Source organism: Nocardioides pocheonensis (genome assembly GCF_003725535.1).
Lineage (GTDB): Bacteria > Actinomycetota > Actinomycetes > Propionibacteriales > Nocardioidaceae > Marmoricola > Marmoricola pocheonensis.
In genome coordinates this window covers 509,951-520,874 of record NZ_RJSF01000019.1, presented here as the reverse complement: position 1 = coordinate 520,874, position 10,924 = coordinate 509,951, and the positions used below count along the sequence as shown (strand labels likewise).

The following is a 10,924-nucleotide window of genomic DNA, read 5'->3' as shown; positions in this document are numbered from 1 at the left end:
CCGATGGTTGAGGTGCGAGCGCAAGCGAGCCTCGAAACCACCCGTCCACCGATGGTTGAGGTGCGAGCGCAAGCGAGCCTCGAAACCACCCGTCCACCGATGGTTGAGGTGCGAGCGCAAGCGAGCCTCGAAACCACTCGACCCCCGAGGTCGGCCGTCCGTCATCCCCCGAAGGCGTGGGTTGCCGTGACGCCGCCGTCGACGGCGAGCTCGGCGCCGTTCATGTAGCCGGACTCGTCGCTGGCCAGGAAGACGTAGACCGGGGCGATGTCCTCGGGGTGGCCCACGCGCCGCATCGGCACCTTAGACGCACCGAACTCCATCGCCACGTCACCGCCGTGCACCCGCGTCATCGGGGTGTCGATCATGCCGGGGTGCACGGAGTTGACCCGGATGCCCTGGCCGCCGAGCTCCATCGCCGCGCACTTGGTCATGCCGCGGATGGCCCACTTGGTCGCCGCGTACCCGGTGCAGTTCGCCATGCCCGCGAGTCCCTCGACCGAGGAGGCGTTGATGATCGAGCCGCCGCCGTTGGCCCGCATCGTGGGGACCACGGCGCGCATCCCCAGGAAGACGCCCATCTGGTTCACGCGCCACATCAGCTCGACGTCGTCGAGGCTGCCGGTCGCGATCTCGCCGAACCGCAGGATGCCGGCGTTGTTGGCCAGCACGCTGACCGGTCCGAACAGCTCGGCGGTCTCCGCGACCAGGGACGTCCAGGACGCCTCGTCGCTGACGTCGTGGTGCCGGAAGACGGCGTCGTCGCCCCCAGAGATCCGGCACAGCTCCTTGGCGAGGAGCTCGCCGGGCTCGACGGCGACGTCGGCGATGACGACCTTCGCGCCCTCCTCGACGAAGGCACGGCTGATGCCCGCCCCCTGTCCCTGGGCGCCGCCGGTGACGATCGCGACCTTGCCGGCCAGTCTGTTCATGGGTGGGTCCTTCTTTCCTGCGGTGACGAGAGGGCGGAGCGCGCTCAGACGCTCAGCTGCATGACGGAGTCGGCGGCGAAGCACCGGGACGGGTCCCGGTCGCCGAAGTAGGCGCCGACGGTCTTGTCCAGCTCGGCGAGGTCGAAGACGTCGCCGGCGGTGTCGAAGCGCTGCTCCACGACCGGGGCGCCCACGAGTGCGACCATGCCGCCGTACACCACGAAGAGCTGGCCGTTGATCCGGTCGGCGGCCGGGGAGGCCAGGTAGGCCACCAGCGGCGCCACGTGCTCGGCGGAGTACGGGTCGACGGCCTTGCCCGAGGTGTCCTCGCCGAAGACCGCGGCGGTCATCGCCGTGCGCGCCCGGGGGGCGATCGCGTTCGCCCGGACGCCCATCTTGCCCAGCCCTCGCGCCGTCGAGAGCGTCAGCGCGGTGATGCCGGCCTTCGCGGCGGCGTAGTTGGCCTGGCCCGGAGACCCGCCGAGGGACGCCTCGGACGCGGTGTTCACGACCCGGCCGTACACCTGCTCCCCGGTCTCCTTGTGCTTCGCCCGCCAGTACGCCGCGGCGTTGCGCGAGAGCAGGAAGTGGCCGCGGAGGTGGATCCGCACGACGAGGTCGAACTCCTCGTCGCTCATGTTGAACAGCATCTTGTCGCGGGTGACGCCGGCGTTGTTGACCACGATGTCGAGGCCGCCGAGCGCCAGCGCCGCCTCGGTCATCGCGTCGGCGGTCGCGCGCTCCCCCACGTCGCCGGCGACCACGGAGGCGGTGCCGCCGAGTCCTCGGATCTCCTCCGCGGTCTCCTCACCTGCTCCGGGCAGGTCGTTGACCACGACGGCGGCACCGGCCCGCGCCAGGGCGACGGCCTCGGCGCGGCCCAGGCCGGCTCCGGCACCGGTGACGATCGCGACCCGACCGTCGAGCGACAGCGGGTCGCCGAGGGACGCGGCGGTGTTCTCAGGCATGCGGAAACAGGGCTCCTCGTGAGGCGGTGAGACGTCGGGCGGCGGGCGGTCAGTCGTCGACGACGCTGATCGCCGACTTCGGGCAGGCCGCGACGGCCTGCATCACCGCGTCGCGGTTCTCGTCGGTGACGTTCTCGTCGAGGATCTGCAGGAAGTCGTCGTCGTCGACCTGGAAGTTCTGCGGCGCGAGCGCCTCGCACAGGGCATTCGATTCACACAGGTCGAAATCCACCACGATCTTTGCCACAGCGTTTCACCTTTCGTAAAGCAAGAAATGAGCTCGAACTGTCACTGACCGGGACCCAGCCCCGGCATTTTTCGGTGGTCCCAGGTCGCGATCTTGTCGGGCTCGACGATCACGCCGACCCGCTTGTGCGCCTGCTGGGAGACGATCTGGTCGCCGAGCTCACCGAGGTCGGCGCCACCGGCCATCCGGCGCGCGACCCGGCCACCGAGCTCGACGAGCTCGTCGTAGTCCTCGAGCAGGCGCGCCTTGCCGAAGATCGTGGCCCCGCGCAGCTCGAAGTAGTCGACGCCGTCCTCGACGAGGCAGGTGATCCGGGGGTCGCGACGGAGGTTCTGGATCTTCTGGGAGCGGCCGTAGGTCCAGAAGAACATCTGACCGTCGACCATCACGTAGAACAGCGTGGTCAGGTGCGGCTGGCCGTCGGGCCCGACGGTGGCGACCTGGACCTTCATGTTCGCGTCGAGGAACTCCGTGAGCTCCTCCTCGGTCATCTTGACTGCGTCGCGGCTGCTCATGAACCCTCGCTGGAGTGGCCGGGGAAGACGCCCTGGTCGGGGAAGACCAGGGGTGCGGCGTTGTTGATCGCGGTGGCGACCTCGCCGAAGCCGACCGCGATCAGCCGGACCTTGCCGTCGTACTCGGTGATGTCCCCGGCGGCGAACACGCGCGGCAGGTTCGTGCGCATCGCGGTGTCGACCTTGATCTGACGCTTCTCGAACTCCACGCCCCAGTCCTTCATCGCGCTGAGGTCGGCGATGAAGCCGAGCGCCGCGACGACGGCCTGGGCCGGACGGACGAGCACCTCGCCGTCGTTGGTGGTGATCTCGACCTTCTCGACCCGATCGTCGCCGAGGAGGGCGGTGACCTGCGCCTTGGTGATCACCTCGGTGCGGCCGGCGAGCACCGCGTCGACGGTCGCCTGGTGCGCACGGAAGGCGTCGCGGCGGTGGACCAGCGTGACGGAGGCCGCGATCGGCTCGAGGTGGTGCGCCCAGTCGAAGGCGCTGTCGCCGCCGCCGACGATCACGACGTCCTTGCCGACGTACGGGTCGAAGTCGGGCACGAAGAAGACCAGGCCCTTGTCCTCCCAGCCGTCGCCGGCCGGCAGCGGGCGCGGGGTGAACTTGCCGATGCCGGCAGTGATCACGACGACCTTCGCGTGCACCTCGGTGCCGTCGTCGAGCCCCATCACGACGCCGTCCTCGGTCGCCGTGAGCGCGTTCGCGGTCCGGTCCAGCAGGTACGTCGGGTTCGCGCTCGACGCCTGCTCGATCAGCGCGTGGACGAGCTCGCGCCCCTTGATCACGGGGAAGCCGGCGACGTCCAGGATCGCCTTCTCCGGGTACAGCGCGGAGATCTGCCCGCCGATCTCGGGCAGGGAGTCGACGAGGGTCACCGACATGCCTCGGAAGCCGGCGTAGTAGGCCCCGAAGAGCCCCGCGGGCCCGGCGCCGACGATGAGCACGTCCGTCTCGTGGACCACCTCAGTGGTTGGGGGCACCTCGTCGTCCTTCCGGGAACTGAAACCTGTTCTAGTTTATCAGAACGCATCCATCTTGGACACGGTCCAGTCGCCATCGTTGCGCGTCATGGTCAGCACCAGCCGGCTCTGCTGGAACTGCTGGTGCTGGGAGCCCTCCCGGGTCGTGCTGGTGTCGACGAACACCAGCAGCTTGGCCTCGTGCTCCTTCACCGAGATCGTCCCCACCGAGAGCACCGTGGCCTTGAGGGTGATCTTCGTGGACGCGACCTTGGCGGCCACCTCGTCCATCGCCTTCTTGTACTCGGTGGCGGCCTTGCCCGTGACCAGGCCCTCGCCGCGCTTCCGGTCGGCGTCGAAGGTCTGGTAGCTGTACGACAGGATCTTCGCGGCGTCCTCCGACGCCGCGCTCATCGCGGCGTTGCGGAACGAGCTCTGCGTGACCTGGCCGTTCGGCGCGGTCGCGAGGCGCGGGTGCTCCGCCCGGTGGACGAGGAACCACAGCGCCCCTCCGAGGAGCAGGCAGAGCACCAGGAGCGCGGCCAGCAGGCGCGTGCCGGTGCGGCCGCGACCGACGTCGTGCGAGCCGGACAGGAGCAGGCTCGGCTCGGGATGCGGCTCGGGATGCGGCTCGGAGTGCGGCTCGGAGCGCGGCTCGAGCTCCGGCTCCGGCTCACGCTCCGGCTCGGCCTTCTCCAGGACCACGGTCGTGTCGCGGTCCGGCCCCTCGGCCGGGCCGGCGTCCGGCTCACCCGTGAGGTCGGACTGGCAGTACCGGCACTTCACCGCGGCGGCCTTGATCGTCTCCGCGCAGTAGGGGCAGAGCTTCTCGTCGGGGGCGAGCCCGGCTCCGGCGTCGCGGCTGGTCACGAGATCCCCTGCAGGTCGCTGAGCAGCCAGCGATCACCGACCTTGGACATGGTCATCTGGAAGCGGTAGTAGCGGCGCCCGTCGGCGGTCTGGCCCTGCGCCTTCTCCTTCTCGATGGAGGTGTTGGAGACCTTGGAGTCCGCGGCGACGTACACGACCGCGGTGTCGGAGTCGATGTCGCCGACACCGACCCGCACGACCGCGCCGGTGGCCACGGTCCTGGCTGCCTGCACCTGGGACTTCAGGTCGGCGGCCGCGGTCTTGTACTGGTTCTTGAAGGCACCGGTGGACAGGCTCAGCACCTTGTTCACGCGCGGGTCCATGTTCTTGTAGTCGACGTCGAGGAACGCCTTCATCACCTGGGTGGCGGCGCTCTGCACGGCGACCGTGCGGTCGTCGGCCTTCTCCGCGGCGGACTTCCCGGGCACCGCCGTCGGCCAGATCAGCACGACCACGCAGGCGAGGGCGAGCAGCACGGACAGGACGCCCAGCACGACCACGGACAGCCGCTGGACGCGCCCGTGTCGACGCGCCGGAGCAGGACCGGGCACGTCCCCGGTCATCGTGTTCTCGATGGTCATTGCTGCTCGGTCGGACCCACCAGGATCGACTGCCAGCTGCTGTCACCGAACACCGTGTGCCTCCCCAGGGTCAGGTTGTCGTCGACCTGACCGGTGCGTGCATCGTACGGCGCGACCCGGTACGCCGTCCCGGACGCCGCTCCGACCGCCGGCGCGTACTTCGAGCCACGCTGGTTGATCGGCGGGCCGGACAGGCACTTCGCCGGGTAGGCGGGCGGATCGCTCATGTCGGTGCCGGGCAGCCACTGCGACGACGGCTTGTAGCCCGCCGTGCACGGGGGCGTCGTGTAGTCCATCTGCAGGTTGATGTGGCCGTAGCCGTCGCCCGGCGTGCCGGTGAAGCCCGACGAGATCACCCGCGGGAAGGTCACCAGGGTCTGCTCGACGGCAGGCAGGCGCGCGGTGAGCACCTGGTTCACCGTGACGAGGTTGCCGATGAAGACCGGCAGCGTGGGCTCCAGGCCCTCGAGCAGCGACTGGACCTCCTTCAGCGCCGGCGTGCCGCCCTGCAGCACGGTGCGCAGGTCGGCGTCGCTGCCCTTGAGGCCGGCGGTGAACGAGGCCAGCCCGTGGGCGAAGGTGCGGATGTTCTCGGCGTTCGCCTGCTGCGTGGCCAGCACGGTCTGGCCGCTGTGGAGCAGGTCGATCGTCTGCTGCTGGTTGGCCTTCGCAGCCTCGACGAACGTCGTGCCGGAGTCGACCAGGCGCGACAGCGGGTCGGCGGTGCCCCGGAACATGTTGCCCATCTCGGTGACGGCGGTGGAGAGCTGGTTGCGGTCCACCGAGCTGACCAGGGAGTTCATGCTGAGGATCAGGTCGTCGGTCGACTCGGGCAGGCTGGTGGCGTCGCCGCGGATGGTGTCGCCCGGGCCGGCGTACGGACCGGCCTTGGAGGCGGGCTCGAAGTCGAGGTACTGCTCCCCCACCGCGGACAGGTCGTGCACGTAGACCGACGACGACCGCGGGATCCTGGTGCCCTCCTGCAGCGCCAGGTCCACCCGTACGCCGCTCGGGATCACGTCCATCCGGGAGACCTTGCCGACCTTCACGCCGCGGTAGGTCACCTCGCTGCCGACGAAGAGGCCACCCGAGGCCGGCAGCGTCGCGTGGATGGTCAGGCCCCGGCCGAGCAGCCGGTCGACGAAGCCCAGGTAGCTGCCGGCGACGTAGACGATCCCGACCGCGCTCAGCACGAGGAACGCGATCAGCCGGGTCTTCACACCGCGCGTCATGACCCTCCTCCCAGGAGGCCGACCATGCCGCTGCTGGACGACCGCTGCGTCGAGGAGCCCGTGGTCGTACCGCCGCCGAGCAGACCGCCCAGCAGGTTGTTCAGGTTGCCGCCCAGCGTGCCGGGCAGGCCGGGGATCGTGCCACCGTTCCCGCTGTTGGGGCAGAGCGGGTTGGACGGCATCAGCGAGCACAGCTGCTTGATCAGGGTGTCGTTCAGGGTCTGGCAGACCGGCGCGAACGGCGTCGCCATGCAGATCTCGACCGGGTTCGGGATGTTGGAGCTGTTGCCGAAGCTGCCGGAGCCGAAGAGCTTGTTCAGGTCGAACTTCATGAAGAACAGGGCGTTGGCGTAGTCGCCCATGGCGAGGTTCGCCGCCTCCTTCGGGAAGGGGAAGCTCGCCAGGAGCCCCAGCCCGCGCGGGAGCGACATGCCGGCGTCGGAGAGCTCGCGCAGCGTCGGCTCCAGGTGCCGCAGCGTGGCGACCAGGTTCTCCCGGCTCCCCCGGATCACGCGCGTGCCAACCTGGCCCAGCTTGTCCAGCTCGGAGAGCATGGTCACCAGCGCCCGGTGCTGCTGGTTGAGCACCTTGACCGCGGGCCCGATCGCGTCGATGGCGGCGCCGACGCTCCGGCTCTCCTTGTTCAGCGTCGCGCTGAGCCGGTCGATCGCCGACATCGCGGTGATGATGTCGTCCTTCTGGCCGTCCAGGGTGCTGACCAGGGTGTTGATCCGGTCGAGCACGTTGCGCATCTCGTCGGTGCGCCCGTTCATCATCTTGTTCAGCTCGGTGCTGATCGTGTGCAGCTGCCCGATGCCGCCGCCGCTGAGCACGAAGGACAGCGCGCCGAGCACCTCCTCCACCTCGGGGTTCCGGGAGGTCGCGGACAGCGGGATGTCGGCACCGTTGGCGAGGCGGCCCGTGGGCGGCGTGCCGACGGGGTCGACGAGGGCGACGTACTTCTCCCCGAGCAGGCTGGTCTGCCGGATCTCCGCCGCGGTGTTGGCGGGCAGCACGAGGTCCTTGCGGATCTGCATGGTGATCTTCGCGTGCCAGCCGACGCGATCGACCTGCGAGACCTGCCCGACCGGCACGTCGTCGACCATCACCGCGGTCCGCGGCACGACGTTGAGCGCGTCGGTGAACTCGGCGGTGACCGTGATCGCGTCGCCCGACTTCACCGCCTTGCCGCCCGGGAGCGGGAGGTCGTAGGCGCCGTCGAAGCGGCACGACGACAGCACGAACGCCAGGGCGACGACCAGGAACAGGCCGACGGGTCGCCGGCGGAGCAGCGCGCTCATCCCTGACCACCTCCGAGGAGGCCGGCCAGCGAGGTGGACCGGCTGCTGGTCCCGATCTGCGGGCTCGAGGTCGCCGTGCGCTGCTGCCCCGCGGAAGCGCTCTTGCTGACCGCCAGCAGGTTCGTGATCTTCTTGAGCACGTCGCAGATCGCGGAGGCGTTGGCGGTGCCGGAGTTCACGACCACCTGGCAGAGCACGGTGCCGATCACCGGCGGGGTGGGCAGGCACGGCATGTGCTGGCCGCAGGCGTCGCCGAACTGCACCCGCGCGCCGATCGTCCCGGTCTTGATGTCGAAGGCGGTCGCGAGGTTGCCCAGGCCCAGCGGTCCGAGCTGCACCGCGGTGCCCAGGGCGTCCTTCTCCTTGGCCAGCGCTCCGAGGACCTGGGTCAGGTCCTCGATGTCGGAGGTGACCAGGGACTTGTTGTCGTGCACGAAGGACCGCACGGTGCCGACGGCTCGCGCCAGCGCGGCGAGCGCGGCCTGCAGGTCGTCGCGCTCGCCGGCGAGCTGGCTCGACGCCCCGGCCAGGTCGCCCATGAACTGGTTGACGAACTGGTCGTTGGCCGCGAGGACCTGGGTCAGCTGGGCGAGCTGGCGCACCGAGCTGAACAGCGCCCCGCTGTTGTTCCCGAAGACGTCCGCGGCGCCGGCCATGTTGTTGATCGTCTGGTTCGCGAGGTCGCCCTGGCCACGCAGCGCGTTGGCGCCCGACGAGATCAGCGCGTCCAGCGCGCCGGTCTTGTTGGCGCCGTTCGGGCCGAGCGCGTTGCTCAGGTCGGCCAGGCTCTTGTAGATCCGGTCGATCTCGACGGGGGACCCGGTCCGGTCGAGGGGGATGTCGGCGCCGTCGGCGAGCTGCCGCCCCTTGGTGTACGCCGGGGTGATCTGCACGAAGCGGTCGGCGACGAGGGTCGGGGTGATGATGACCGCCTTGGCTCCCGCCGGCAGCGGGTAGCGCGCGTCGTAGGTCATCTCGACCCGCACGCTGTCGCCCTCGGGCACGACCGCGTCGACCGTGCCGATCCGCACGCCCATCAGGCGCACCTCGGAACCCTTGTAGATCGCGACGGCGCGGGAGAAGTGGGCCGTGAGCGTGCGCTGCTGGTTGCCGCCGGTGAAGACGAAGAACGTGGCCGTGAGCAGCAGCGCGGCGACGACGGCCGCGAGGAGGCGACCGCTGAGCCGGTTGAGCAACGTGTTCACCCGGCTCACCTCTTCCCCGGGACGAACTCGCCGGTGGTCATGCCGACCAGGTTCGGGACGTAGGCGTCGAACCAGGGACCCGTGCCGATGACGTTGATCAGGACGGAGGCGTACGGACCGAGGTTGTGGATGGTCGCCTCGATCGCTGCCTTCTGCCGCCGCAGGTTGCTGGTCACCTCGTGCAGGTCGGCGAGCGCCGACCCGATCTCGCCCTGGTTGTCCTTGGCGATCCCCCTGAGCGTGTCGGCCAGCACGCGGGCGCTGACCAGCAGCCGGTGGATCGAGTCCTTGCGGGCCTGGAGCTCCTGGAAGACGAGGTCGGCCTGCTTCATGAGCGTGACCAGGTCGTCCTTCCGGTTGGCGAGCAGCTTGGTCACCTGGTCGGCGTGCTGGAGCAGCGCCGTGACCTCGCTGTTGCGGGAGGCGATCGACGCGCTGAGCCGCGAGATGCCCGTGAAGGTCTGGTGCACCTCGGGTGCCGAGGCGTCGATCGTGCCGGCCAGCGTCTTGAGCGCGGTGGCGAGCTGGTCGGTGTCGAGCTGCTCGGTGCTCGTGGTGAGCTGGGTGAGCGTGCTGACCACGTCGTACGTCGTGTGCGTGCGGTTCTCCGGGATCGTCGAACCGGCGTCCATCTGTCCCGGTCCGGCCGGGGTGAGGTTGAGGTACTTGGTGCCGAGCAGGTTGAGGACCTCGACGGACGCCCGGGTCTGGGTGCCGAACGCGGCACCGTGCACGTCGAAGTCGACCGTCACGTGGTCACGGTGGATCTCGATGTCGTTGACCCGGCCGACGCGCACGCCGCCGATCTGCACCATGTCACCGCGCGACAGGCCGTTGGCGTCGGTGAAGTCGGCGTGGTAGCCGGTGCCGCGGAATCCGGGGAACTTCTGCAGGTTGAACGCGGCGGCCATCACCAGCAGGAGGACGGCGAGCGAGATCGCCCCGTAGCGGAGGATCGTGTGGTCGGTACGGCGGGCCATCAGTCGCACCTCGCCGCGGTGCTGTGGAAGCTGAGGCTGTTCAGCTTGCTCTGGATCTGGTCGTAGAGCGCACGGGTGATCCCGAGCTTGTCGAGCGCCGCACCGACCGAGCTGACCCCGAGCACGCCGGTCAGCGTCGAGAGCTTCGGCAGGATGATCTGGCCGTCGAAGTCGCAGAGGTAGTAGTTGTACCAGGAGCCGTAGCTGCCGATCCGGACCTGCTTGCGGAACATGTCGGGCAGCCGGGCGAGGGCCTCGTTGACGATCGCCTTGGACTCGGGCTTCTTCATGATGGCGGCGAGCCGGTGGATCTGGTGCACGTCGCCCTTGATCGCGGGCCGGCTCTGGACCAGCAGCGTGGCCAGCTCGTCGGCGAGAGTCGAGACGTTCTGCACCGACTGCCCGATGACGTTGCGGTCGCGGGACAGGTTGGTCATCCAGTCCTTGAGCTGCACGACGAGCGTGTCGAGCTGCTGGTGGTGCGCGTCGACGGTCTGCAGCATGCCGGACAGGTTGGTGATCACCTGTCCGATCAGCTGGTCGCGGTCGGCCAGGCTGTTGGTCAGCGACGCCGTCCGGGCGAGCAGGCTCTGGATCGTGCCGCCCTCGCCCTGGAGCACCTTCACCAGGTTCAGCGAGAGGTCGTTGATCTCCTTGGGGTCGAGCGCGGTGAAGAGGGGCTGGAACCCGTTGAACAGCGCGGTGAGGTCGAGCGCGGGGGTCGTCCGCGACATCGGGATGGTCGCGTGCGCGGGGAGCCGGGCCGCGCCCGGTTCTCCCTGGGACAGCGCCAGGTAGCGGTCGCCGACCAGGTTGAGGAACCGGATGTCCGCGTGGCTCGCGGTCGTCAGCGGCACGTCGCTCTTGACCGCGAACGTCACCAGGGCGTGGTTGCGGTCGTGGATCTGGACGTTCTTCACCGAGCCCACGACCAGGCCGGCGACCCTGACGTCGTCACCCTTGCTGAGCAGGCTGGCACTGCTGAAGACCGCCTTGTACTGGGTGGTCGAGCCGAACCCGAAGTTGCCCATGATCATCGCCAGCACGGTGGTGACGACGACGGAGACCAGGGTGAAGATGCCGAGCTTGATGCCGGCCATCGTGGTGACGGTGTTCCGCGAGGACATG

Annotated in this window: 12 protein-coding genes; all 12 read right to left on the bottom strand. The window is 69.4% G+C overall.

The window, feature by feature from the left end; genetic code table 11:
- Positions 1–161 precede the first annotated feature (161 nt).
- The 12 genes from EFL26_RS08310 to EFL26_RS08250 are packed head-to-tail and all read right to left on the bottom strand — an operon-like array spanning position 162 to position 10,923.
- Positions 162–932, bottom strand: coding sequence for a glucose 1-dehydrogenase (locus EFL26_RS08310; protein WP_123222387.1), 771 nt, complete (start codon positions 930–932; stop codon positions 162–164).
- A gap of 44 nt (positions 933–976) precedes the next feature.
- A complete protein-coding gene (locus EFL26_RS08305; RefSeq protein ID WP_123222386.1) occupies positions 977–1,900 on the bottom strand; it encodes a 3-oxoacyl-ACP reductase in 924 nt (307 codons plus the stop codon).
- Positions 1,901–1,949: 49 nt separating this feature from the next.
- Positions 1,950–2,147, bottom strand: coding sequence for a ferredoxin (locus EFL26_RS08300; protein ID WP_123222385.1), 198 nt, complete (start codon positions 2,145–2,147; stop codon positions 1,950–1,952).
- A gap of 41 nt (positions 2,148–2,188) precedes the next feature.
- Complete coding sequence (locus EFL26_RS08295) at positions 2,189–2,662, bottom strand: pyridoxamine 5'-phosphate oxidase family protein (protein ID WP_123222384.1); 474 nt, start codon at positions 2,660–2,662, stop codon at positions 2,189–2,191.
- Complete coding sequence (locus EFL26_RS08290) at positions 2,659–3,648, bottom strand: NAD(P)/FAD-dependent oxidoreductase (RefSeq protein ID WP_246000084.1); 990 nt, start codon at positions 3,646–3,648, stop codon at positions 2,659–2,661. Before EFL26_RS08290 ends, EFL26_RS08295 begins: the two co-directional genes overlap by 4 nt.
- Before the next feature lie 39 nt (positions 3,649–3,687).
- Entirely contained in the window at positions 3,688–4,497 is an 810-nt protein-coding gene (locus EFL26_RS24145) for a hypothetical protein (protein WP_183408088.1), read from the bottom strand.
- The gene (locus tag EFL26_RS08275) at positions 4,494–5,078 is read right to left on the bottom strand and encodes a hypothetical protein (RefSeq protein ID WP_123222382.1); all 585 of its coding nucleotides are present in this window, start codon (positions 5,076–5,078) and stop codon (positions 4,494–4,496) included. Before EFL26_RS08275 ends, EFL26_RS24145 begins: the two co-directional genes overlap by 4 nt.
- A complete protein-coding gene (locus tag EFL26_RS08270) occupies positions 5,075–6,310 on the bottom strand; it encodes an MCE family protein (protein WP_123222381.1) in 1,236 nt (411 codons plus the stop codon). Before EFL26_RS08270 ends, EFL26_RS08275 begins: the two co-directional genes overlap by 4 nt.
- A complete protein-coding gene (locus EFL26_RS08265) occupies positions 6,307–7,611 on the bottom strand; it encodes an MCE family protein (protein ID WP_123222380.1) in 1,305 nt (434 codons plus the stop codon). Before EFL26_RS08265 ends, EFL26_RS08270 begins: the two co-directional genes overlap by 4 nt.
- On the bottom strand, positions 7,608–8,816 hold the full coding sequence (locus tag EFL26_RS08260; protein ID WP_183408087.1) for an MCE family protein: 1,209 nt from the start codon (positions 8,814–8,816) through the stop codon (positions 7,608–7,610). Before EFL26_RS08260 ends, EFL26_RS08265 begins: the two co-directional genes overlap by 4 nt.
- A 5-nt stretch (positions 8,817–8,821) precedes the next feature.
- The gene (locus EFL26_RS08255; protein ID WP_123222378.1) at positions 8,822–9,796 is read right to left on the bottom strand and encodes an MCE family protein; all 975 of its coding nucleotides are present in this window, start codon (positions 9,794–9,796) and stop codon (positions 8,822–8,824) included.
- Positions 9,796–10,923, bottom strand: a complete 1,128-nt coding sequence (locus tag EFL26_RS08250) for an MCE family protein (RefSeq protein WP_123222377.1) — start codon at positions 10,921–10,923, stop codon at positions 9,796–9,798. The genes EFL26_RS08255 and EFL26_RS08250 overlap by 1 nt, the downstream gene beginning before the upstream one ends.
- Between the last annotated feature and the right edge of the window lies 1 nt (position 10,924).